Genomic DNA, 24,209 nt, shown 5'->3' on the forward strand with positions numbered 1-24,209 from the left:
GCGTATATTGATTGATGGCGGGTTCTCCCGCTAAAAATCCGGTTGTTATTTCAGCTTGGTGACGCACACCTTGTTGCTGGGGATATCCAGGGAGGTGGTGACCACATTTAATACCCGCTGTTCCACCACGATGTTCCCCGCCCCTTCACAGACTACCACAACCCCCTTGACCTTGGGTTGTTTTTCGGTTTTGAGGAGGGCTTCCCGCTTGCCGCTGCCGCTGTCCACCAGGATATAGCTTTGTTCTGTCTGGTCCTTTTCCTGCACCCGCTTGGTATCGGTGCCATCGTAGTCCTTGGTACTGTCAGTGTTTTTCTTTTCGGCCTGGGCGTATACGTACTCTACTCCGCTCTCCAGGGTGATCATCACCTTGGCCTTGCCCACCCCTTCTACGCTGCTCACCGTCTCCAGTAGGCGCTGCTCCAGCATGGCCTGGTATTGTTCGCTGTTCCACTCGCCACCCGGCGCCTTTGCCGCTGGCTCCTTCTCAAAAAAGCTGGAAAAGAGGATCAAGGCCATACCCAGCAGGCCGGCGAATACAATTAGTTTGGTCTTTTTATCCCCCTGCCACAAAGGGCTCAGGCGTTCCTTCATCCCCTTCAGGTTCATTCGCCTCATTCCTTTCGTATTGAATGTCCGGGGCCTCGCCCAACAGATCCTTGATCCGCTGGACAGCCTCCCCTTCCCGTTCCCGGTCGCTCTCCTGGAGCACCAGGATGAGTTCACTAATTTCTATGCGGCTTTTGTCCACAGCATGTATGGTTATCTGAATTTTGCTGGGAAAAATCCCAATTTCCTCCAAAGAATCCCGCGCCTCACGGCGCAAATCCTCCTGTGCCCTGCCAATAGCCCGTTCCTCCTGCCCCTCGGCCAGCCGCCTGGCGATCTCGTCGGCTTTAGCCTGGGCGGTGGACTGAGGGATTTCCGCCAGTTCTGGGACGCGCAACACCAGGGGAGAAAAGAGGCAACAGAGGAAAAAGACACTCACTGTCATCCGCATCACCCGGCCAGCCCCCGCATTGGGGATGAGAACTTGTATCATCCCGCAGGCGATAGCCGCCGCACAAAGGGAATAGCCCCATTCCCGTATACCGTCCATTATGTACCCCCCATTACCAGCATGATGGATGTGGAGATGATCACCAACAGCGCAAAACAAAACACAATGGCGATCAAAAGCCCCAGGACCGACGCGCAGGCCCGCAGCACGGTGGAGAGCTGCCGTGTCCCCCGCCAGCGACACCAGGTGAACCATCAGGTACCAGGCAGTGGTTTTCAGAAGCACTGGCAGGAAGGTCACCGCGGCGACTAAAATGCCGAAGCCCCCCAAGGTGGTCTTGAGTAGCCGGATACACCCTTGTGCCGCTAGATATGCGTCGGAAAGAGCTCCCCCCACCACTGGAATAAAGCTTCCGATGAGGAATTTTGCTGTCTTGGCGGTGACCGAATCGGCGCCGCTGGCCACCACGCTTTGGATGGAGAGGAGCCCCACAAAAATGGAGAGCAGAAGCCCCATCGCCCAAGTGACCAGGGATTTGAGGGAGGACGCCGCTGAAGTGATGTGCAGTTCCGGGGCGGCGCTGCCCACCAGGCAGAAGGCCAAGTACACCCCTAGGCAGGGGACGATCACCGCCGACATCACCCGGCTGAGCACCTGGCAGGTGCCAAAGAGGAACAGGTTGTAGGTGGTGGCGGTGACCGGCTGCCCTCCCGCTGTGAGCACCCCGGCGAACGCCGGGATAAAGGAGATCAAAAAGAGGGAGCAGTCCCGCACCGCCTGGGCGGCCTGGGTGATGCACCCAATAATGGGGTCGGCCACTGCCGCTGCTACCGTCAGCACCGCCACCGTTCCAAAAACCGGGGTCAAGGCCCCATCCCAAAAGGCGGTTTTGGTGGTCTCCAGAAAGGCGAGCAGCAGTACCGCCGCCAAGATCGTCCCCATGGTGGCAACCGGCTTTTTGATCTGGTCCTTGAGATACGCCCACCCGATCTGGAAAAACTTGCCCGGTTCCAAGGACAAGAGGGTTTCAGGGGAGATCTCCTCGATGCCGAATTCCTCCAGCAGCTGCTGGGTCTCGCTTGGAAGTTGGCCATAAAGCTCTTCCGCCCCAATCTCCTCTAGCTCCTCGGTTATGTCATATTCTATCTCGTCGCCCCAAGCGGAAACTGTCAAAACCAAGAGGGCCATGCCCCCGACGAACAATTTCCACAGGGCCTGTTTCCAGGGTATTTGTGGGGGCGCGCCCCCTTTTTCATGCCGCGTCATCTTCATCGTCCGCCTTTTTCATCGATCACGGCGGGATTTCGCCTTCCTCCTATAGGGAGAACAAGCTCCCCGCCACTTCCAGTATCTTTTGATAGAGGGGCATGCTGAGCACCAGCACTGCCACCCGGCCCGCCAGTTCCACCTTGGCCGCCACAGCGGATTCCCCGGCATCCCGGCAGGTATCACAGCCCAGCTGGGTCAAGAAACAAATCCCCAGGGACTTGAATAGAACCTGGGCATACTCCCCCGGTAGCTTGGCCAGGGTGATCACCCTTTCAATCTGCCGCAGGAGGGGTTCCGCCTCCCCGGTGATCCAGAGGAAGATGAGCACCCCCGCCCCCAAAGTGACTAGGAGGGCGTATTCTGGCTTATACTGCCGCAGAACTACGGCAAGAGCCGCAGCTGTCAGCCCCAGGCCCACAACCGAGAGCATCTCCACACGGTTCACCCCCTTTACAGGCCAAACACGCTTTTGATGGTGGAAAACAGATTGCTGATCTCCTGCACCATCACCATCAGCACCACAATCAGCCCGGCCAGGGTGGTCATCATCGCCTGTTCCTCCCGGCCTGAACGGATCAGCACCTGGTTGAGCACCGCCACAATAATGCCGATAGTAGCTATTTTAAAAATCAAATCCACATCCATTGGTTGTCCTCCCCTGCGGCTTCCCGATTGGAGCCGCCTTGGTTTTTTCAATCGTCACAAAAATAGGATGAAAAGGCCCGCTCCCCCCAGCATCCCCAAACTGCGGAACAGGTTCCCCTTGGAGGTTTTTTCCTCCTGGGCCTGGGCGCGCTGCTCCTCCAAAAGGCGCTGGCACTGGGCCAATTGGGCCAGCTGGCCTTCTGCGGAGGAAGCCCCCAGCAGTTCCCCCACCTGGCCAAGAACCCGCCGGTCCTCCGGTTCCAAAGGGAGGGCGGAACCATCCACCGCGGTGTGCCACGCCGTGGGGAAATCCATCCCCTCTTTGGTGAGGCGGGCCGCATTGCCGATGAAGTCCAACTTGGCGAACCTTCCCCGCTCCCCCAGGGAGAGAAGCAAATCCTCGGTCCGGGCAAGGGTGTACCGCAGCTCCTCGCAGAGTGCCTGCACGAAGGAGAGGCAGCTTTCCAATGCCAAAACCCGGTTGGATAGACGGCAGGAGGCGAGGATTCCCGCCCCGCTACAACAGGCTGCTATCAGCAAAAGCCCGGCCAACCGGAGCATGAAAATCCCCCGCTTCCACAATGGATTTGATCTTACATGGCGAAGCTGCCCCTTCCAGCAGAACCACCTTCTGAAAAGCCCCTGTATGCAAAAGGGCCACTCCTTGGGGCCTGGCCAGCAGCTCCTCCAGGGTGGAGGCATGGATGGTGGCCACCACCGGCACCCCGCTGTTGAGGGCCATGGAGACCGCCCGGATTTCCTCCTCCTTCCCCACCTCATCGCAGAGGATTAGGTCGGGGGAAAGGGACCGCAGGGCCATCAGAATGCCCTCCCCTTTGGGGCAGCCGCTCAATAGGTCGGTGCAGACTCCCAGATCCCGCCGGCCTTCAGCCGCCGTGCCGCCGATTTCGCACCGCTCGTCCACAACCGCCACCCGCAGGTACCGTCCAGTAGCCCCGCTGGATAGCTGCCGTCCAAGGTCCCGCAGCAGGGTCGTTTTACCGCTTCCCGGCGCCCCGGCGATCAGTACACCCTGCACCCGCCGGCTGAATATCCGCTCCACCAGCTGGTCGGCACAGCCCCGGATATCCCGGGCGATCCGCAGGTTGATGGAGGTGATCTCCCGCAGGTTGGCGACCCCGTCTTTTTCCAGGACGGCGCTTCCCCCCAGCCCGGCCCGGTGCCCGCCCGCAACCGAAAGGTACCCCTCCCGGATCTCATGCTGGTGGGTGTGAACCGAATAGCGGCTCATAGTGCGGATGCTGGAGGCGATGTCCTCCCGGGTAACGATAAAACTTTGGCTGCCTGGCCGGTCGGTCAGCTTGGATTGGCAGCTGACAAAACAGGTGCGGTCTCCCATCTGGACGGCCAGAGGTTGTCCCTCCCGCAGGCGCACTTCGGAAATATGATCCTTCATCATCGAAGGCAGATAGAGCAAAACTTTCTGTACCCGGTCGTCCAGGGACTCCACGGCGCTGTCATAGCTGTTCTTGTTTTTTAGCGTCTCCATAAGCTTGTTCACTCCTTTGTGGTAAGGATATGGGGACACGCCCTCTTTTAGAACCGGTTTTGCCATAGAAAAATCCCCCGGAGAATTTCTCCGGGGGATACTTGATTCCGCAAATAAGGCTATTCATTTAGGAAGAAGGAGTGGCCGATCTCCACCGCCACCCGGGCGCCGGTTTCCAGCTCGCTGTTCTGCCGGCCGAAGAGGCTCGCTTCCAGCCGCTTCCCATCGCCCTCCACCACATACTCGGTGTGGGAACCCATGAAGGTCTTCTCCACAATGGTGTAGGGGCCGTCCGGCGCCATGCGAAGGAGGATGTCTTCCGGGCGGACTACCACTGTCCTCCCCCCTTCCCGAAAGTCGTTGGATTTGCCCACAAAGGTGGCCACATAGCGGCTTTCTGGATGGAAGTAAATCTCCCGCGGGGTGCCGATCTGAGCTACATCCCCATGGTCCATCACCACAATCCGATCCGAGAGGCAGAGGGCCTCCTCCTGGTCGTGGGTGACAAATATCATAGTGATACCCAGCTTCTGCTGGAGCTCTTTGAGTTCCGCCCGCATCTTGACCCGCAGGCCGGCGTCCAAATTGGAAAGAGGCTCATCCAGCAGAAGAATTTTGGGCCCTGTGGCCATCGACCGGGCCAGGGCCACCCGCTGCTGCTGCCCGCCGGAGAGGTTGCCCACCCGGCTTTTCTCGTAGCCGGAAAGCCCCACGATGGAGAGGTACTCCATCGCCACCGGAATGGCCTCCTTTTTGGACATCCGCCGCAGAAAACGCAGGCCGTAGCAGACGTTTTCCAGCACGTTCATATGGGGAAACAAGGCGTAACTTTGAAACACAGTGGAGATGGGCCGTTCCTCCGGTGGGAGGGCGGTGATATCCTCCCCATCCAACAGGATGCGGCCAGAATCCGCCTTGAGGAAGCCGCCGATCAGGTTAAGGGTGGTGGTTTTCCCACAGCCGGACGGCCCCAAAAGGGTGACAAACTCCCCTTTATCGATGGAAAAATTCAGCTCTTTTACCCCGTTGTCAGCGTCATACAGCTTCTTGAGATGATCCAGCTTCAGGAACACGTCCGTTCCCTCCTTTCTGATTTTTCCGGCCCCGGTTGAGCAGGTACATGGAAAATAAGTTGATCCCCAGGGTGACGGCGATGATCATCACCGCCTGGACGGCTGCCACCCCATAGCGGCCGTTTTCAATGGATTGGAACAGCTCCATGCTGGCCACGTTCTTGCCGGGGGAGATCAGGAAGGCGATGGCTCCCACCGACGTCATGCTGGAGGTGAACACCGTGATAAAGCAGGTCAGGAAAGTGGACTTGAGCAGGGGCAGTATCACCCCGAAGAAGACCTCCATCCGGCTGGCCCCCAAGTCTTGAGCTGCGGCCTCTAGTTTTTCATCGATGGCGGAAAAGGCGGCGTTGGCCGACTTGTTGGCGACCGAGATCTGCCGGAAGGTGTAGTTGCAGATGATGATGAGGCCCGTTCCCCGCAGCAGGAAGGGCTCATGGCTGAAAGCCGCCACATACCCCAGACCGAAGAAGGTTCCGGGGATGATGTAAGGCAGAGAGGCGATAAACTCCACCCCTTTCATGCCGAGCAGGCGGCGCCGGTGGGTGTAATAAGAGAGCAGTATCCCCAAAAAGGAGGCCGCCACGCCGGATAGAACTGCATATCGAATGCTCCGCCAATAGGAGCTCATTTGAGAGCGGGGCAGGTCGTGGAAATACTTGGTGGTGAACTGGATGTGGCCGGTGGCGGTGTTGGAGACAGTAGACAACAAGATATTGCCGTATTTTAATGCCATCACGGTGAAAAACAAGCCCACCACCGAAAGCAGCAAACAGCGGATGGACCGGGGGAGTTCAAACTCGTAGCCGCTGCCGGAAAAGGATTTGCTCCCCTCAGCAAGGCTGCCGGATTGGGAGAGGGTCTTCCGGTAAAAGTAGAAAGCCACTACCGCTGTGGGAACCATCAGCACACTGATGGCCGATGCTTTGCCCAGGTTGGCGGTGGAGATCACCTGCAAATAAGCTTCCGTAGCCAGCACTTTATACCGCCCGCCAATGACAATTGGGGTGCCGAAATCCGCCAGGTTCATGGTGAATAGGGTGAAAATCACCGACAAAAGGCCGGGGCGCACCAGGGGGATCACCACATGCCACAAAGTCTGCCAGGGATTGGCCCCCAAATCCCGGGAAGCCAGCACCTGTTTCAGGTCCACCGTATCAAAGGAGGCCAGCAGGAGCAGCGTGGCAAAGGAGATGTTGCCGATGGTCTGCAAGATGACGATGCCGTGCCAGCCGTAGGGGTTGACGCTCAGGCCCAGCAGGCCGTAGGTGATGATCCCACGGCGGCCGAACAGCAAGATAAAGGCCAGGGCCGAGACAAAAGGCGGGGAAATCATGGTCAAAAGCAGGCCGTTCTGCAAGAGTCTACGGGTCTTTTCTTTGGAGCAGAAGGCGTACAGCGCGATGCAAAAAGCAAAAAAGGTGGTGAAACTGGAAGAGAGTGTGGCCACCCAAAGGCTGTTGCCGATCAATTTTAGGTTGCTTTTGGTAAACAGATCCAGGTAGTATTGCAGGGTGAACTGGCCTTTGACAAAGAAACTGGTGGATACCACCGAGACAATGGGATAGAGGATAAACAAGGCGATTCCCGCCAGCAGCAGCCCCAGCATCACCCAATCCAGCAGATTGGCCGCCCGGTACCGGAGCCGGCGGACCGGACGGGCTGTGCCGGTTTGCTCATATGCTGTCATAGGCGCCTCCTTTCCATGCTGAAAGAGGCCCCGAACCGCGGTTCAAGGCCCCTTTCTCAACATTCAGTTTGGTTACGCGTCTTTTTCACCGGCGAGGGCAGCCCATTTTTCAAGCAGGGCCTCCCGCTGGGAACCAAACAAGGTGACATCTTGTTTGATCATCTTGGTTGTGTCGACGGTGCCGATCGCAGAGGGGACCTCCACATCGCCTCTGGCCATGATGCGGGCATCGGCTTCACGCAGGGCTTCCTGTCCCTCTTTGGAGAGCATGTAGTCCACAAATACCTTGGCTGCTTCCTTGTTCTGGGAATTCTTGAAGATGGCGATGGGGGCGGGAGTCCAAGGAATCATGTCCTCAGGGTAGATGGCAGTGACCGGGTACTCCTCTTCCAGGGCGAAGGTGCCGCCGGTCATAGCGAGAATGGCGATGCCGTACTCGCCAGCGCAGGTCTTGGGGCCGGGTTCGCCGCCGCCCTTGGCGTAGAAGTCCACATTGTCGTTAATCTTGCCCCAGATGTCCCAGCCTTTTTCTTCTCCCCAAGCTTGCAGAGTGCCGTTGAGGATGGCGTATTGAGTGCCGCTGATAGCGGGAGAAGCCATGATGATCTCATCTTTATACTTGGGATCAGCCAGGTCTTCCCAGGTTTTGGGGGCTTCCAGGTTCTTCTCGGCGAGAACGTCGTTGTTCACCAGGAAACCGGCGGGAACCAGGGCCAGGCTTGTCCAGTAGCCGTCTTTGTCCCGGTAGCTCTCATCGATGGCTTCCGCCTCGGGGGAGACATACGGTTCCAGATAGCCAAGTTCGGTTGCAGCGATGTAGCTGTCCACGCCGCCGCCGAACCAGACGTCCGCTGTGGTGTTGCCGTTTTCCGCCTGCATCTGGGCCAAGGCCTTGCCGGTGGAGATCTCCACATACTCAATCTTGATGCCGGTCTTCTCGGTGAAGGCGTCGAAGGATTTCTCCGCCCCGCCGTAGGCAAGCATCACATTTAAAGTTGTGCCCTCATAGGGCTTTTCAGCAGCCTCAGAAGACGATGTTCCAGAGCTGGAACTTTGGCCGCCGCTGTTGCTGCAGCCAGCAAAAACGCCTGTCAGCATAGCCGCAGCCAACAAACTTGCCAGGATACGTTTCATAGTCGTGCACTCCTCGTATTTACAGATTCTATACCAGCGTGGACCCCTTCCCTTTTAGAAGGTTTCCACGACTTGATATCCCTCTTCCGTCCAGATCGCCGGGCGGCATTTCCCGGATTTGAGCACCCGCACCAGGTCGGGGATGGTGCGCACATCCTCCGGCAGGTAGGTGGCGTATTTGCCCAGCTGACTGGTCCAGTGGGCATCGCTGGCCCCAATTGGCACAAGACCCAGCTCATTGCAGTAGCGAAGGGCTTCCCGGTTGGCCTCCAAAGAGGTGCTTCCATTGAGCACCTCCACCCCGCCCAGGCCGTGGACGTCCTTGAGGTGGTGCTCCAATCCCCGGTTGTTGTTGCGGAACGGGTGGCAGGAGATACAGAATCCCCCTTGGGAGGCCACAAAATCGATGAACTCCTGGGCGTCAATCCGCTCACTGGGGAAAGAATCGATGCCAAAGGCGGTGATGTCCCCCCACAGGGAATAATATTCCACCCCTACAAAAATGGGGAAATCCACTTCTTTGGAATAGGCTTCCGCCACTTCTTTGAGCCCCATGCTGTCGTGGTCGGTGATGCAGACACCGTCCAAGCCTTTGGCTTTGGCATCGCTGACGATCTCCGCCAAGGTCATTTTGCTGTCGGAGGAATAGGTTGATTCGTGTAGATGCATGTCTACGAGCATGAAAAGATACCTCCTTTAGGCAAAAACCGCCTAAATTCCTGGATATTATACCATGCTTCCATACCCCGGGCAATTGTAATTGATTTTTTCGATAGCTAGCCGATTTATATCGTTTTTTTCTATAGAAATAGCGGGTGAAGTTACTTTCCACCCGCTATTGGACGCGTCATATATCTATATTTGTTATATGGTTTCTATTGCTTTGACAATCAGGTCTTTGAAGATGCCGGGGTTGCCCTGGCCCTTGGAGGCCCGCATGCACTGGCCCACCAGGAAGCCGACCACGTTGGTCTTGCCCTTTTTGTAGTCCTCCACAGCTTTGCCGTTGGCCTCCAGCACTGATTTCACAATGGCCTCCAGCGCAGAAGTGTCGCTGATCTGGGCAAGGCCCTTCTCCTTGACCACCTCATCGGCGGATTTGTCGGTGAAGAGGATTTCCTCAATCACCGTCTTGCCCGCGGCATTGGAGATCTCCCCAGACTCGATGAGCTGAATCATCCGGGCGAGGTTTTGGGCGGTCAGCTTGGTATCACTCAAATTGATGTTCTTCTCGTTGAGGAGGCGGGAAACATCGCCGTTAAGCCAGTTGGAGATGTTTTTTGGCTGGCAGGACTTGAGGGCAGCGGCCGCTTCAAACAGCTCCGCCTTCTCCGGGTTTTCCACCAGCAGGTTGGCGTCGAACCGGGGCAGACCGAAATCCTTCATATACCGTTTCAGCTTGGCGTTGGGCAGCTCCGGCAGGGAGGCTTTCAGCTCCTCCACATGGGCGGGGTCCACCATGATGGTCAAAAGGTCCGGCTCGGGGAAATACCGGTAATCCTGGGCATCCTCTTTGGAGCGCAGCAGGAAAGATTCCCCTTTCATGTCGTCCCAGCGGCGGGTTTCCTGGTGGATCTCCCCACCGGCTTCCAGAATCTCAATCTGGCGCTTTGCCTCATACTCAATGGCGCGGACCGCACCGCTGAAGGTGTTGACATTTTTCATCTCGCAGCGGGTGCCAAAGGTATCAGAGCCCTTGGGCATCACCGAAACGTTGATGTCGCACCGGATGGAACCCTCCTGCATCTTGCAGTCGGAGATGCCGATGGTCCCCAAAATGGCCTTGATGGTGTCCAGATAGGCTTTTGCCTCGGCGGAAGAGCGCATGTCCGGCTCGGAGACAATCTCAATCAGCGGGACGCCGCAGCGGTTTAGATCCACCAGGGAGCCGGAGAAGCTGTCGTCGTGGATCAGCTTGCCGGCGTCCTCCTCAATGTGGATGCGGGTGACGCCGATTTTTTTGGTGGTGCCCTCGTCGTCCAGCATCACCTCCACAAAGCCATTTTCGCACAGGGGGATGTCAAACTGGGAGATCTGGTAGCCCTTGGGCAGGTCGGGATAGAAATAATTCTTCCGGTCCTGCTTGCAGACGTTGTGAATGGTGCAGTTGAGGGCGTGGCCCATCTTGATGGCATAGTCCACCACCTTCTCATTGAGGGTGGGCAGGGTGCCGGGCAGACCGGTGCAGATGGGGCAGCAGTTGCTGTTGACTTCGGAGCCGAAGGCATTTTTGCAGCCGCAGTAGATTTTGGTAGCGGTGTTGAGTTCCGCATGGACCTCAAGGCCGATGACGGTTGTATATTCCATGTTCCATTTACCTCCTTATGCCCGGATCTCGGGGATGGGGCCAAAGCCCCCGACGATCTTCTCATAGCAAGCGCCAGTCTTGAGCAAGGTGGCCTCGGAGAATTTGGGCCCGATGAGCTGCATGCCGATGGGCAGGCCGTTGGCCCCCTTGCCGCAGGGGATGTTAAGGCCGGGCAGGCCGGCGATGTTGACGTTGATGGTGCAGATGTCGGCAGCGTACATCTTCAAGGGGTCGTCTACATTCTCCCCAATTTTGAAAGCCGTGGAGGGGGCTGTGGGGGTGATCAGCAGGTCGCAGGACCGGAACGCCTCGGCAAACTCTTGGGCGATGCGCATCTGGAGGAGCTTGGCCCGTTTGTAATAGGCGTCATAGTACCCAGAGCTGAGCACAAAAGTGCCCAACATGATGCGGCGCTTGACCTCGTCGCCAAAGCCCTCGCTGCGGGTGCGTTCATACATGTCGATGAGGCCGTTGTAATTCTCGGCGCGGTAGCCGTATTTGACCCCGTCAAACCGGGCCAGGTTGGAGGAAGCCTCCGCGGAGGCGATGATGTAGTAGGCAGAGAGGGCGTATTGGGTGCTGGGCAGGCTGATCTCCTTGACAGTGGCGCCAGCCGCTTCCAACTCCTTGATGGCGGCGTGAACTGCGGTTTTGACTTCCTCGTCCACGCCTTCACCGTAGTATTCGGCGGGCACGCCGATGGTGAGGCCCTTGACCCCTTCACCCAGGTTGGCGGTGAAATCGGGGTATTCCCGGTAGGCGCTGGTGGCGTCCATCTTATCGTGGCCGCAGAGGACGTTGTACAGCATGGCCACATCCTCCACTGTGCGTCCCATGGGGCCAATCTGGTCCAGGGAGGAGGCAAAGGCAACCAAGCCGTAGCGGGAAACCGAACCATAAGTGGGTTTGAGGCCCACAATGCCGCAGTAAGCGGCAGGCTCCCGGATGGAGCCGCCGGTGTCGGAACCCAAAGCCAGTGTCGCCATGCCGGAGGCCACCGCCGCGGAGGAACCGCCAGAGGAGCCGCCGGGAACATAGTTCAGGTTGTGGGGGTTGTGGGTCTTGAAGAACCGGGAGTTCTCACAGGAGGAACCCATGGCAAATTCATCCATATTCAGCTTGCCGGGCATCACGGTGTGGGCGGCCAGCAGTTTTTCCATCACAGTGGCGTTATAGGGCGGCACAAAGTTGTACAGCATCTTGGAAGCGCAGGTGGTGAGGATGTCCTTGGTGCAGATGTTGTCCTTCACCGCCACGGGGATGCCCGCCAAGGGGGACAGGCTCTCCCCTTTGGCCAGCAGCTCGTCCACCGCTTTGGCCTGGTCCATAGCGGAATCCCGGGTCAGGGTGATATAGGCTTTTACCTTGTCCTCCACCGCGTCAATCCGGGAGAACACCGACTGGGCGATCTCGGTGGCGCTGCAGCTCTTGTCCCGCAGCATGCGGGAGAGTTCCGCCGCTGATTTTGTATACAATTCCATGTTGTCTACCTCCTACCCTTTTACTGTTCCACCGTCTTGGGCACGACGACGCAGCCGGCCTTGACTTCGGGGGCGTTTTTGAGAACCTCATCCCGGCGAAGGGAGGGGGTGATTTCGTCCTTGCGCAGTTGCATGGGGCAGCTAGGATCCACCCCAAATTCGCTGCCGGAGATCTCGGGCAGGTTTTCCACCATGCCCAAAATATCCTGCATCTGCTCTTCAAACTTTTCCAGTTGATCGTCTTCTATTCTCAGCCGGGCCAGTTTGGCCACGTGTTTGATATCGATCTGCATTGTTGCACCTTCCTTTTATTGTCCTTGTGTCAGGGTGAGGAGGCCCGCTTCATCCAGGATGGGAACCCCCAGCTCCTGTGCCTTGGTCAGTTTGCTTCCAGCTTCCTCCCCCGCCACTACATAGCTGGTTTTTTTGGAGACGCTGGAGGAGACCTTCCCCCCCAGGTTTTCGATGATCTCTTTTGCCTCATTGCGGCTCATGGTGGGCAAGGTGCCAGTCAAGACAAAGACGAGGCCCTCCAAAACCTTGGATTGGGGCTTGTTCAGGCAGGTCATATTGACCCCTGCATCCTTGAGGCGCTGCACCTGGAGGCGGTTGTTTTCCCCAGCGAAGAAATCCACCACGCTTTGGGCCATAATCTCCCCAAACCCGTCGATGGCATTGATCTCTTCCACATTGGCGGCCATGACGGAGTCCATTGTCCCAAAGTGCTGGGAGAGGAGGATGGCGCTCCGCTGGCCGATCCCCCGGATGCCCAGGGCAAAGATCACCCGGCCCAGGTCGTTGCCGCGGCTGCGGTCGATGGCGGCCATCAGGTTGGCAGCGCTCTTCTCCCCCATCCGGTCGATGGCGGCGACCTCCTCTTGTTTCAGATGGTAAAGATCCGCCGGGGAAGCGATCATCTCCCGCTGGAGGAGGGCCTCCAGCAGGGCCGGGCCCAAGCCCTCAATGTCCATGGCGTCCCGGGAGGCGAAATGGATCAGGTTGCGCAACACCTGGGCGGGACAGCTGACGTTTTCACACCGCAGCACCGCCGCCTCCTTGTCCCGCACCACCTCCGACCCGCAGGAGGGGCAGACGCGGGGGATCTGGAACACCGGGTTCTCCCCTTTGTGCTCCGCCACCGCCACCACTTCAGGGATGATCTCCCCGGCCTTGCGAACGGTGATGATATCCCCAACGGCAATCTCCCGCTGGTCGATGAAGTCCTGGTTGTGGAGCACTGCACGGCTGACGGTGGTGCCCGCCAGGGTTATGGGTTCAAACCGGGCGGTAGGGGTCAGGGCGCCGGTGCGGCCCACTTTGACCTCAATATCAAGCAGCTTGGTGTTCTTCTCCTCCGGCGGATATTTGAAAGCAATGGCCCACTTGGGGAATTTGGAAGTGGAACCCAGCTCCTCCCGCTGGGAGAAGTTGTCCACCTTCACAACAGCCCCGTCGATGTCGAAAGGGTACTCCCCCCGGCGCTGGCCAATGGCCTCAATCTCCCGGACAGCGGGTTCAATCTCGCTGCACAACAGGTAAGAGGGGATCACGTGGAAACCCTGTTCCTTGAGATAGTCCAGCGATTCCTTATGGCCCAAAAGCTCTTTCCCCTCGATCTGCTGCACATTGAAGACAAAGATGTCCAAATACCGTTTAGCAGTGACCTTTGGATCCTTTTGCCGCAGGGATCCGGCGGCTGCGTTGCGGGGGTTTTTAAAGGGCTGTTCTTCGCTCAGCTCCTGCTGGGCAACCACCTTTTCAAAACTTTCCCGGGGCATGTAAACCTCCCCGCGCACCTCCAAAAAGGGGATGGGGTCCTTGAGGCGCAGAGGGATGGACCGGATGGTGCGCAGGTTTTGGGTGACATCCTCCCCCACAAACCCGTCCCCCCGGGTGGAGCCACGGACAAACTCCCCGTCCCGGTACTCCAGCGAGACCGAGAGGCCGTCGATCTTCGGCTCCACCACAAACTGGGCCTGGGGCAGCTCCTCTTTAACCCGCTGGCCAAAGGCCGCTACCTCCTCGGTGCTGAACACGTCCTGGAGGGAGCCCATCTGCACCTCATGGCGGACCTCCTCAAAGGTGTTGAGGGTCTTTCCGCCCACCCGCTGGGTAGGGGAATTGGGGGACTGAAGCTCCGGGAACTGCTCTTCCAAATCCAACAGTTCATGGTAGAGCCGGTCGTACTCATAATCCTCCACCTTGGGGTTATCCATGACATAATACCAGTAGCTGTAGTCCTCCACAAGGGCCGTCAGCTCTTCCATTCTCTTTTTTGCTTGCTGAAGGTCCAACATGCAACCTCCTTTTTCCCGGCACAGCCGGATGTTCACAGAGTAATAGTATAGCATATTTCTTTTTTATTTTACAGCCTTATTTCTTAGTTTTGCTTGGGAAAGAGGGAAATAATCCCCCGCCCGCCGTCTATTGCACCAGCGCAGCCCCATTCCCCCGCCCGGCGCCAAAATCGAAGATCTTGGAGAGATTGGAGCGGTCGTCCCCGGTGACTTCGGTGAAGGACTGAGGCACATACCCGACAATCACCGTCTCTGCCAGGCAGTAGCTGGTTTTGACCTCGGTGGTGACGCTGTATCCCGGCACGATGGCGGTCACATTCATGGTCATGTTGAGCAGGATCTGATGCCGGGTCTGGTTGATGCCCGCGGAATCAAACCGGTTTTCGTAATCAGTGAGCAGGTACCCGGCAGGCATGACGTGGAATTTGACCTTGGGCCCTCGGCCGGACAGGATCTGCACCCCAGTCAGGGAGCCGATGGGGATGTTGATGTCCTGGTTTTCCAGGTTGGCTACATGGTACAGCACCGTGTTGGTGATGTTGGCCCGCATCCGGTTAAGAGCGGTCATATCGGTCTGGATGGCGGTGACCTCCCCCTTTTCATTGCGCGTCAGGGTGACCAAATCCCCATAGGTGACCCCTTCCCGGGTCAATTCTTCCAATACGGCGTCGTTGATCACCTGGGTAGCATACACCTGGGCTTGGTAGCTGGACATGGTCTTGATCACCGGCCGGATACGGCTGTCCACCAGGATGACAGTGATGAGGAGCATCATAAATACAAAACAGGATTTATAAAACAGGATCTGTTTGGGATCCAAATAGCGGCGGCCTCGTCTCATGGCAAACCCTCCCCACCGGTATTCTATTCGCCGCTGGGGGCAAACGTGCCCCTTTGGGTGGATTTTGGCCCCGTTCCATAGAAAAAGGGCATGGAAAAAGCTCCATGCCCTAGTACGGCAGCCGCGCCTTTTGACGTCTTTGCCGCCGCGGTGATCCCCTCGTTTATTTCTGCCAGTTTTCTTCTTATTTTGAGGCTGCTCCGGGCAGCCGGATAATTCGCGCCATGATGGGGGTGCAGCCAATGGCTGCGGCTTTTTTGTTCTTCCATGTGCTTTGGCGTTGACAACGACGGTGCATAGCAGCTCCTCCTATATCAATTCTATTTTTTAGGCGGCTTTTGTGGGGAAATACAAAAAGCCCGCCCCTGTATCACACAGGGACGAGCTAACTTTTCATTGCCCGCGGTACCACCCAAATTGCACAAACAATTGCGCCGCTTTCTACGGATTCCAACAAATCCTGGACAGATAACGCAGTCCTTGCGAAGGGCTCTACTAACCCGCTAACAGGCGTTCAATCCTCAGCTCAGGGGCGATGGGCCCATTCCGCTTCCCTGCCGGCTTTCACCAACCGCCGGCTCTCTGCAAAGGAAGGATGGAGGACCGTCCCCGTCATCGCTTTTCTCATTTATGTTATTATTATACCTCCTTCCCAAGATTTGTCAACCGCTATCCGGAAAGTTTGCTTTTCCCCCCGCTTGCCTGTATAATAAAAGGGTAACAGCCAGCGCCGTTCCGGGTCTCTGCCCTCTTCCGTTGCCCGGCGGCGTTTTGAGCGAAAAACACAACATCACTGGAGGCTTTTATGGATCGTGAAACGGTACTTGCCGCCCTGCGGGACGCGCCCATTGTCGCCGCTGTCAAGGACTATGCGGGGCTGGAACGCTCCCTCTCCTCCGACTGCCAGGTGGTTTTTGTCCTGTTTGGGGACATTTTGAGCATCCCCGGCATTGTGGACCAAATCAAGGCCGCAGGCCGCACCGCCTTTGTCCACTTAGATTTGATCGACGGCCTTTCTTCCCGGGAGATTGCGGTCAGTTTCATCCGCAATGCCACCAAGGCGGATGGGGTCATCACCACCAAATCCCAGCTGGTCAAGCGGGCGCGGGAGCTAGGGCTCATCACTGTGCAGCGCTTTTTTATGATCGATTCCATCGCCCTGGAGGGATTTTCCAAACAGCTGGGGGCGGGCCAGCTCCCCGATTTTATTGAGGTGCTGCCCGGCGTCATGCCCAAAATCCTACGGCGGCTATCGGGGATGACCTCTATCCCCCTCATCGCCGGGGGGCTCATCTCTGACAAAGAGGATATTCTCAGCGCTTTGGCGGCGGGTGCGGCTGCGGTTTCCGCCACCCGCCCTGAAATCTGGTTTATGTAGCAGTACTTTCAGAAGGAGCATCGCCATGAAGAATTATGTCATCGCCTTGGACCAAGGCACCACCAGTTCCCGCGCCATCGTCTTTGACCGGCAGCAAAACATTGTGGAGATCGCCCAAAAGGAGTTCACCCAGCTCTATCCCAAAGCCGGCTATGTGGAGCACGACCCCATGGAGATTTACGCCTCCCAGTATGGCGTCCTCACCGAGGTGCTGGCCCGGGGCAACATCGACCCTGCCGAAGTGGCGGCCATCGGCATCACCAACCAGCGGGAGACCACCATCCTTTGGGACCGTAAAACCGGCCGTCCGGTGTACAACGCCATTGTCTGGCAATGCCGCCGCACCGCCGACATCTGCGAGGATCTGAAAAAACAGGGCCTGGAAGAGTATATCCGTGAGAACACCGGCCTTTTGATCGACGCCTATTTCTCCGGCACCAAGATCAAGTGGATTCTCGACCACGTGGAGGGCCTGCGGGAGAGGGCGGAACGGGGAGAAATCCTCTTCGGCACGGTGGACACCTGGCTCATCTGGAAATTGACGGGGGGCGAAGTCCATGTCACCGACTACACCAACGCCTCCCGAACCATGATCTACAACATCAAGACCCTGGATTGGGACGATACAATTTTAAAAGCACTGGATATCCCTCGCTGTATGCTGCCCCAGGTCTGCAACTCCAGCGAAGTATACGGCACTGTCAATATCGGCGGGGTGAACATCCCCATTGCGGGCATCGCCGGGGATCAGCAGGCGGCCCTGTTTGGCCAGACCTGCTTCCAAAAAGGTGAGGCAAAGAACACCTACGGAACGGGATGTTTCCTATTGATGAACACCGGCGAGGAGATGTACCTCTCTCAAAACGGACTTTTGACCACCATTGCCATCGGCCTGGGCGGCAAGGTGCAGTACGCACTGGAAGGCAGCGTCTTTGTGGGCGGTGCGGTAATCCAGTGGCTGCGGGACGAACTGCGGTTCTTGGGTGACGCCAAGGATTCCGAGTATTTCGCCACCCAGGTGGAGGACAACGGCGGGGTGTACCTGGTGCCCGCTTTTACCGGACTGGGCGCCCCCCACTGGGACATGTATGCCCGAGGGGCCATCTTTGGGCTGACCCGTGGAGCCGGGCGCAACCATATCATCCGGGCGGCGCTGGAGGCCATCGCCTACCAGACTAAGGATGTGCTGGACGCCATGGTTGCCGACACCGGCATCGACCTGCGGGAACTGAAGGTGGACGGCGGGGCCAGCGCCAACAATTTCCTCATGCAGTTCCAGGCGGACATCCTGGGCCGCTCCATCCGCCGGCCGATGATCCGGGAGACCACCGCCCTGGGTGCAGCGTATCTGGCCGGGTTGGCTGTCGGGTTCTGGAAGGATCTGGGCGACATCAAAAACCAGTGGACCCTTGACAAGATCTATTCCCCCCAGATGGAGGGCACACAGCGGGAGAAACTGTTAAAAGGCTGGAAAAAAGCCGTATCTCGGGCTAAAAATTGGGAGGAATAACGGCCTCTCGCGGTTGAAACCGGACAGCAAACGTGGTATACTGAATTTGAATTTCATATGTGCTTTAGCGATGAGAGAGACAAAGCAGCTACCGGCCGTATTCCAGCGGCTTTGGCTTGCTTTGCCTCTTTTTTTGTGCGCGCTTTGGAATGTGACTGATAAAACAATTGAGGAGGTACCCTTTTCATGTATGATGTGGTAGTAATCGGCTGCGGTATCGTCGGTGCGGCCACCGCCTATGAGCTGTCCAAATACCAGCTCAAGACAGCGGTCCTCGAGAAGGAAAACGACGTCGCCGACCAGACGACAAAGGCCAACAGCGCCATCATCCACGCGGGCTACGACCCGGAGCCCGGAACCTTGATGGCTAAGCTCAATGTGGAAGGCAGCCGCCTGGCCAAGGAGCTCTGCCAGAAACTGAGCGTCCATTACAACCAGGTGGGCTCGTTTGTCATTGCCTTCAACGACGAAGAGGCCAAAACCGTAGAGGAGATCTACGAGCGCGGGGTGAAAAACGGCGTCCCGGAATTGCGGATCCTCTCCGGGGAGGAGGCCCTCAAGATGGAGCCCAACCTGAACCCCAAGGTTCAGTGCGCCCTCTACGCCCCTACTGCCGCCATTGTCAACCCCTGGGAATTCGCCATCGCCTTGGCGGAGACCGCCGTGCGCAACGGGGTGGAACTCTACTTAAACAACAAGGTGGTCGGCATTGAAAAGACCGCCGATGGGTACTTAATCACCACCGATAAAAATGTCTATGAAACCCGTTATATCATCAACGCGGCGGGGGTCCATTGCGACGAGGTCCACAACCTGGTGGCCGAACCGGAGTTCCGCTCCCTGCCCAACCAGGGCCAGTATTACCTTCTGGATAAGAGCCAAGGCAAGCTGGTGAACAAAGTCATCTTCCAATGCCCCACCAAGGTGGGCAAGGGCGTCCTGGTGGCCCCCACCGTCCACGGCAATTTGATCGTAGGCCCCAACTCCCATTTTGTAGAGGGATATGAGGATGTTTCCACCACAGCTGACGGCCTGGCTGAAGTGCTGAACGCCTCCCTCAAATCGGTGCCGGGCATCAACTTCCGGGAGAACATCCGCAACTTTGCTGGCATCCGGGCTTACATTGACCGGGAGGACTTCCTCATTGCCGAATCCAAAACCGCGAAAAACTTCATCAACCTGGCGGGCATCAAATCCCCTGGCCTCTCCGCCGCGCCGGCCATTGCCAAAATGGCAGTGGACATCCTGCGGGATCTGGGCCTCTCCGCCACAGAGAAAGAAGGGTTTGTGGACACCCGGGAAAAGATCAACTTCAAAGATCTGCCCCAGGAAGAAAAAGCTGCGGTCATCGCCAAGGATGCCCGTTACGGCCGGGTAATCTGCCGCTGCGAGACCATCACCGAAGGGGAGATTGTGGCCTGCCTCCATTCCCCCATCCCCCCCAAGACCATCGACGGGGTGAAGCGGCGCTGCAACGCCGGCATGGGCCGCTGCCAAGGCGGATTTTGTGGCCCCCGTGTCCAGGAGATCATCTCCCGGGAGCTCCACATCCCCTACAGCGAAATCGAGATGGACAAAACCGGCAGCTACATCATCACCGGCGAGACCAAAGTGGGAGGGAATCTGTAATGTATGATCTGATTGTCATCGGCGGAGGCCCCGCCGGTTTGGCCGCCGCCTACGAAGGCTACACCGGCGGCGCAAAAAAAGTGCTGATTCTGGAGCGGGATAAAGAACTGGGCGGCATCCTCAACCAATGCATCCACAACGGTTTCGGCCTCCATTACTTTAAAGAGGAGCTGACCGGCCCCGAATACGCTCAACGCTTTGCCGAAATGGTCCGCAGCACCGATGTGGAGGTAAAAACCGACACCATGGTGCTGGAAATCACCGAGGATAAAAAGGTCCATGCCATCAACACGGTGGACGGCTACATGATCCTGGAGGCCAAGGCCATCGTCCTGGCCATGGGCTGCCGGGAGCGGACCCGGGGCGCCATCTCTATCCCCGGCACCCGCCCCGCCGGCATCTTTACTGCCGGCACTGCCCAGCGGTATGTCAACATGGAGGGCTATATGGTGGGCAAACGGGTAGTCATCCTGGGCTCCGGAGACATCGGTCTGATCATGGCCCGCCGCATGACCCTGGAAGGGGCTAAGGTCCTGGCCTGCGTGGAGCTGATGCCCTATTCCAACGGCTTGAACCGGAATATCGTCCAGTGCCTCAACGACTACGGCATTCCCCTTTATCTCTCCCACACCATCACCGACATCCAAGGCGACCGCCGGGTAGAAAAGGTGATCATCTCCAAGGTGGATGAGAACCGCAAACCCATCCCTGGCTCGGAGATCGAGTTCGACTGCGACACCGTGCTGTTGTCGGTGGGCCTGATCCCGGAAAACGAGCTCTCCCGCGGGGTGGGCATCCAAATCGATCCCCGCACCAACGGCCCGGTGGTCTATGAGAATATGGAGACCTCCATCCCCGGCGTTTTCGCCTGCGGCAATGTGGTCCACGTTCACGACCTGGTGGACTTTGTCACCGCGGAAAGCAAGCGGGCTGGCGGCAATGCGGCCAAATACATCCTTTCGGAGGGCATCCAAGAGGGCAAGCTGATCCAGTTGAAAAACGGGGACAATGTGGGCTACACCGTCCCCCAGAAGATCCGCACCGGAAATGTGGACAAATTTGTAGAGGTCTTTTTCCGGGTGCGCAACGTCTTCCAAGATGTTGTCATCAAGGTGACCTCCGGAGGGGAGGCCCTCTCCACCTTCAAGCGGGAGCACATGGCCCCTGGCGAGATGGAAAAAATCGTCATCCCCAAGGCGCTGCTGGACAAAGCCGCCGATGAGATTGTCATTTCTGTAGAAAAGGAGTAAGCGAAGATGACCGATTTGATTTGTATTGTCTGCCCCAAGGGCTGCCACCTCCATGTGGATGAAGAAAACGGTTATGCCGTCACCGGCAACTCCTGCCCTAGAGGCGCCGACTACGGGAAAAAAGAGCTGGTCAATCCCACCCGGGTGATCACCTCCACTGTGAAGATCACCGGCGGCATCCACCACCGTCTACCAGTGAAAACCGACCGGGACATCCCCAAGGCGATGATCCCGGAAGCCATAGCGCTGCTGAATGCAGTGCAGGTCCAGTCCCCTGTCAAAGTAGGGGACATCGTGGTTAAGGACGTCCTGGGCACCGGCGCCAACTTTGTCGCCTCCCGGGATATGTAACCCCTATTGTATAGAACACCCCTCCCCTGCCCAAGCCGCCAGGAGAGGGGCGTTTTTTATTCTCTCGAAAGACATGCCAGCCCGGCAAACCGCCCCTGCTGATCTGTGGCATACAAACGAAAAAGCGCCTGGGGAAAAATCCCCCCAGGCGCTTAATTCCTATGCTTTCGTTCCAGCGGCAACTGCTTTTTTAATGGGATCTTGCCCCTTCATGCGACCTTATGTAACCCATAAGTTTGGAATGGTATTCGTCAAGCGTATCCGGCATCGGTTCCGCATGACGGTCAAACAAAAGATCGGGCAGATAGCGGGGCGTTTTCCCTCCAGCCGTCATGGAGCGCACACAGCCAATGCAGTATACAACAACATCCTGACAGGGGAATTGATCCGCCCGCATCTGTATGCGCCGCTCCACCTCTTCGTTGGGGACGGCACCATAAAAATTATCACCGCAGCAGACAGAGGAGGTTCCGCTAAACTCCGCTTCTACAATTTTGATGTGCATTTTTTGCAAAAGGCTTCTTATAGCGCGATGAACCTGTGGCCTGTGCCGGTACCCACAGGAGTCGTGGATCGACACGGTCATCCCCCCATAGTCCGGCAATTTCAAATCTGGGATACTGTCCAAGACTTCCCAATAGGAAACCGTGCGAATGCCATTATATAAAGAGCGGAAGCGGCGGTCACAGCCCGCACAGTTGTTGATGATGACAGAGCCTGCCTCCAACTGGGGATCGTTTCGGCAACAAATGTTGTGGAGCTTTACCTGCCCGAAATGTTCGTGCAACAAGTTCAACATCATCTCTGGAACTTCTGGTTTGTACAAGCTCAATGCACAGCCCGGATTAAAATAGCATTTGTCCGGATCTATAGCCTGGATGGGTATGCTGTCCCGTTCCCCCAATACCGGCTCAGCCGCGCCTACGGGGCATACAACTGAGCAAGTACCGCAGTCAATACAAATGGACGGGTCAATCTCCCGCTTTTCCGCTCCCATGGTAATTGCGCCGACAGGGCATTCTCCCTCACATTTCCCACACCCTATACAGGAATCCGCAATGATATAGTAAAGTTTGTCCTCAATCCCGATCTTGATCGCATCCACAGAAAGATCTGTCTTTTTGTTCACCGCAAACACCTCCGCCGCTCTTATTTACCCAGACGCAATGATTATGAATAAAATATATCATAGCACAAACTGCCATGCAACCTTTTCCCATACGGACATACAGCAAAAAGCGCCTAGGTCATCCCCAGGCGCTTTTTGTTTATAAAGAAATCCTCTTTTTTATTTGGCCGTCACTTGTGGAAGCAGGTGCACAGCGCGCTGTGTCTGCCGCCGGTCCACCAGGCGTTTATAGGGGTAAGCAAAGGCAAGGGTGCCAAGCTCGGCAAAGGTGATGGTCAGCCAAACGCCGTTTTCTCCGAGGATTGGGGTGAGGACAATGATGCCCACCAGCACTAGGACAATCCCGCGGGAGAGGGCCACAACGGTGGAGATCTTCGGCCGCTCGATGGATTGGAAGTAGTACATCAGCATGGTGTTGAGGCCAGTGAAGACAAAGGAGACAAAGTAAAGCTTCATCGCGGGGATACAAGCCTCGATCAAATTCATGTCCTCGGTGAAGCAACCGGCGATCTGCCGGGGCATCACCAGCACCAAGAGGAATACCACCGTAGAGAAACCGACAGCGGTGAGCATAGAAATCTTTGCCGCCCGCTGGGATCGGTCATACTGCTGGGCGCCGTAGTTGGCGCTGATCAGCGGCTGGGTGGCCTGGGCGATGCCGTTGAAAATGCCCTTGCCCACATACGCGATGTTGGAGATGATGGTGTAGCAGGCGACGGCCAGCTCCCCGCTGATCTTCAAAAGCACGATGTTGAACACAAAAATGATCATGCCGGAGGTGAACTCCAGGCAGAAGGTTCCAATGCCGTTCTGCAAAATCCGCTTGAGCAGCGAAAGGTCGCAGCAGTCCCGGGTGAAATGGAGGGTGTTGTTTTTCAAAATATAATGAAGGCTCATCAGCGCCAAACTGATGAAGGGAGAAATGGCGGTGGCCAGGGCCGCGCCGAAAATCCCCATCCCCATTTTGGCCATAAACACATAGTCAAAGACGATGTTAAACAGATTGCCAGTGACGGTGGCAATCATCACCAATTTGGGGTTGTAATCCGCCCGGATGATCACCTGCATCATGCTGGAGAGGATAAAGGCGAAGCAGGTGCAGTTGATGGGGGTCATATATTGGGAAACGTAGGGCATCAGTTGGTCGGTGGCCCCCAGGAACCGGGCAAAGGGCTCCAGGTAAAGGGTGGCCAGCACACTGATGGTGACCCCTACAACTAGGTTGCATAAAATAGCCAGGGAGAAAATCTTATCTGGGCTTTCGTGATCCCCCTGCCCCAACTTGACCATGATGGTGGTAGAAGCACCCACGCCGATGAGCAACCCAATGGATGTAAATAGAGTGAAGATAGGCATGCAGATGTTCATTGCCGCCAGTGCGGTACTGCCCACATACACGCCGATGAACATAACGTCCGCCAAGCAGTAAAGGGAATGAGTGATCATACCCATGACGGTCGGCAGCAGATATCCAAGAAAGACCTTCAAAATGTTCTGATGCAACAACCTGTCTGTTTTTTCCACGAGGATGCGCCTCCCACTTCTATGTGTTTGGTTTAGCGGGCTCTCGCCCCTGGGCTGCCGCCGTTCCCATTGCTGACAAACGCCTGTTTTAGGCGGTATTAGGGGTAGATAAAAACGGCTGGCCCTTAAATCTTGCTTTAGTTTAGCATGTTTTCCAGTGGGGATCGACATCGGAATTTTTGAATTATCT

22 protein-coding genes and 1 other annotated feature are annotated in these 24,209 nt (G+C 57.0%); of the genes, 5 read left to right on the top strand and 17 right to left on the bottom strand.

Annotated elements, in window-relative coordinates:
* Positions 1-45: 45 nt before the first annotated feature.
* From RDQ42_RS06360 to yunB, 15 genes are all read right to left on the bottom strand, one after another.
* Positions 46-609, bottom strand: a complete 564-nt coding sequence (locus RDQ42_RS06360; protein ID WP_054331194.1) for a hypothetical protein — start codon at positions 607-609, stop codon at positions 46-48.
* Positions 557-2,266 carry a stage III sporulation protein AF gene (locus RDQ42_RS06365; protein WP_308588452.1) on the bottom strand — a complete coding sequence of 570 codons (1,710 nt, stop codon included), beginning with the start codon at positions 2,264-2,266 and terminating at the stop codon, positions 557-559. The genes RDQ42_RS06360 and RDQ42_RS06365 overlap by 53 nt, the downstream gene beginning before the upstream one ends.
* 49 nt (positions 2,267-2,315) lie before the next feature.
* Entirely contained in the window at positions 2,316-2,699 is a 384-nt protein-coding gene (locus RDQ42_RS06370) for a SpoIIIAC/SpoIIIAD family protein (protein ID WP_207733441.1), read from the bottom strand.
* A gap of 20 nt (positions 2,700-2,719) precedes the next feature.
* Positions 2,720-2,914 carry a stage III sporulation protein AC gene (gene spoIIIAC / locus RDQ42_RS06375; protein WP_054331189.1) on the bottom strand — a complete coding sequence of 65 codons (195 nt, stop codon included), beginning with the start codon at positions 2,912-2,914 and terminating at the stop codon, positions 2,720-2,722.
* Positions 2,915-2,968: 54 nt separating this feature from the next.
* Positions 2,969-3,475 (bottom strand): stage III sporulation protein AB, encoded by a 507-nt coding sequence (locus RDQ42_RS06380; RefSeq protein ID WP_054331188.1) that lies wholly within the window; start codon positions 3,473-3,475, stop codon positions 2,969-2,971.
* Positions 3,432-4,424 (bottom strand): ATPase, T2SS/T4P/T4SS family, encoded by a 993-nt coding sequence (locus RDQ42_RS06385; RefSeq protein WP_071427091.1) that lies wholly within the window; start codon positions 4,422-4,424, stop codon positions 3,432-3,434. Before RDQ42_RS06385 ends, RDQ42_RS06380 begins: the two co-directional genes overlap by 44 nt.
* A gap of 119 nt (positions 4,425-4,543) precedes the next feature.
* Positions 4,544-5,497: an ABC transporter ATP-binding protein gene (locus tag RDQ42_RS06390; protein ID WP_071427092.1), complete on the bottom strand. Its 954-nt coding sequence runs from the start codon at positions 5,495-5,497 to the stop codon at positions 4,544-4,546.
* The gene (locus RDQ42_RS06395) at positions 5,460-7,187 is read right to left on the bottom strand and encodes an iron ABC transporter permease (RefSeq protein ID WP_231358389.1); all 1,728 of its coding nucleotides are present in this window, start codon (positions 7,185-7,187) and stop codon (positions 5,460-5,462) included. The genes RDQ42_RS06390 and RDQ42_RS06395 overlap by 38 nt, the downstream gene beginning before the upstream one ends.
* Before the next feature lie 72 nt (positions 7,188-7,259).
* Entirely contained in the window at positions 7,260-8,321 is a 1,062-nt protein-coding gene (locus tag RDQ42_RS06400) for an ABC transporter substrate-binding protein (RefSeq protein WP_071427093.1), read from the bottom strand.
* A 54-nt stretch (positions 8,322-8,375) separates the two neighbouring features.
* Positions 8,376-9,002, bottom strand: coding sequence for a PHP domain-containing protein (locus RDQ42_RS06405; RefSeq protein ID WP_054331182.1), 627 nt, complete (start codon positions 9,000-9,002; stop codon positions 8,376-8,378).
* Positions 9,003-9,185: 183 nt separating this feature from the next.
* Positions 9,186-10,628: an Asp-tRNA(Asn)/Glu-tRNA(Gln) amidotransferase subunit GatB gene (gatB, locus tag RDQ42_RS06410; protein WP_071427094.1), complete on the bottom strand. Its 1,443-nt coding sequence runs from the start codon at positions 10,626-10,628 to the stop codon at positions 9,186-9,188.
* A 15-nt stretch (positions 10,629-10,643) separates the two neighbouring features.
* Positions 10,644-12,110, bottom strand: coding sequence for an Asp-tRNA(Asn)/Glu-tRNA(Gln) amidotransferase subunit GatA (gatA, locus tag RDQ42_RS06415; protein ID WP_308588453.1), 1,467 nt, complete (start codon positions 12,108-12,110; stop codon positions 10,644-10,646).
* Between the two features lie 20 nt (positions 12,111-12,130).
* Complete coding sequence (gatC, locus tag RDQ42_RS06420) at positions 12,131-12,403, bottom strand: Asp-tRNA(Asn)/Glu-tRNA(Gln) amidotransferase subunit GatC (RefSeq protein ID WP_054331180.1); 273 nt, start codon at positions 12,401-12,403, stop codon at positions 12,131-12,133.
* A gap of 15 nt (positions 12,404-12,418) precedes the next feature.
* Complete coding sequence (ligA, locus tag RDQ42_RS06425; protein ID WP_308588454.1) at positions 12,419-14,407, bottom strand: NAD-dependent DNA ligase LigA; 1,989 nt, start codon at positions 14,405-14,407, stop codon at positions 12,419-12,421.
* A 127-nt stretch (positions 14,408-14,534) separates the two neighbouring features.
* Positions 14,535-15,248 carry a sporulation protein YunB gene (gene yunB, locus RDQ42_RS06430; RefSeq protein WP_054331179.1) on the bottom strand — a complete coding sequence of 238 codons (714 nt, stop codon included), beginning with the start codon at positions 15,246-15,248 and terminating at the stop codon, positions 14,535-14,537.
* Between the two features lie 373 nt (positions 15,249-15,621).
* Positions 15,622-15,873, bottom strand: a binding site (T-box leader).
* 180 nt (positions 15,874-16,053) lie between these two features.
* On the opposite strand from yunB, the gene RDQ42_RS06435 reads away from it, so the two are divergent.
* The 5 genes from RDQ42_RS06435 (at position 16,054) to RDQ42_RS06455 (ending at position 21,366) form a co-directional block, all read left to right on the top strand.
* The gene (locus RDQ42_RS06435) at positions 16,054-16,626 is read left to right on the top strand and encodes a glycerol-3-phosphate responsive antiterminator (protein ID WP_054331178.1); all 573 of its coding nucleotides are present in this window, start codon (positions 16,054-16,056) and stop codon (positions 16,624-16,626) included.
* Positions 16,627-16,651: 25 nt separating this feature from the next.
* Positions 16,652-18,136 carry a glycerol kinase GlpK gene (glpK, locus tag RDQ42_RS06440; RefSeq protein ID WP_054331177.1) on the top strand — a complete coding sequence of 495 codons (1,485 nt, stop codon included), beginning with the start codon at positions 16,652-16,654 and terminating at the stop codon, positions 18,134-18,136.
* Positions 18,137-18,322: 186 nt separating this feature from the next.
* Entirely contained in the window at positions 18,323-19,765 is a 1,443-nt protein-coding gene (locus RDQ42_RS06445; RefSeq protein ID WP_071427095.1) for an NAD(P)/FAD-dependent oxidoreductase, read from the top strand.
* Positions 19,765-21,015: an NAD(P)/FAD-dependent oxidoreductase gene (locus RDQ42_RS06450; protein WP_071427096.1), complete on the top strand. Its 1,251-nt coding sequence runs from the start codon at positions 19,765-19,767 to the stop codon at positions 21,013-21,015. Before RDQ42_RS06445 ends, RDQ42_RS06450 begins: the two co-directional genes overlap by 1 nt.
* A gap of 6 nt (positions 21,016-21,021) precedes the next feature.
* The gene (locus tag RDQ42_RS06455) at positions 21,022-21,366 is read left to right on the top strand and encodes a DUF1667 domain-containing protein (protein ID WP_231358393.1); all 345 of its coding nucleotides are present in this window, start codon (positions 21,022-21,024) and stop codon (positions 21,364-21,366) included.
* Positions 21,367-21,556: 190 nt separating this feature from the next.
* Here RDQ42_RS06455 and RDQ42_RS06460 read toward each other — a convergent pair whose 3' ends face one another.
* Both RDQ42_RS06460 and RDQ42_RS06465 read right to left on the bottom strand, forming a co-directional pair.
* Positions 21,557-22,495 carry a 4Fe-4S binding protein gene (locus RDQ42_RS06460; protein WP_231358394.1) on the bottom strand — a complete coding sequence of 313 codons (939 nt, stop codon included), beginning with the start codon at positions 22,493-22,495 and terminating at the stop codon, positions 21,557-21,559.
* A 159-nt stretch (positions 22,496-22,654) separates the two neighbouring features.
* The gene (locus RDQ42_RS06465) at positions 22,655-24,019 is read right to left on the bottom strand and encodes an MATE family efflux transporter (protein ID WP_054331174.1); all 1,365 of its coding nucleotides are present in this window, start codon (positions 24,017-24,019) and stop codon (positions 22,655-22,657) included.
* Positions 24,020-24,209: the final 190 nt, after the last annotated feature.

It is taken from the genome of uncultured Merdimmobilis sp. (genome assembly GCF_902471145.1).
In the GTDB taxonomy this organism is placed as follows: Bacteria; Bacillota; Clostridia; order Oscillospirales; family Ruminococcaceae; genus Merdimmobilis; species Merdimmobilis hominis.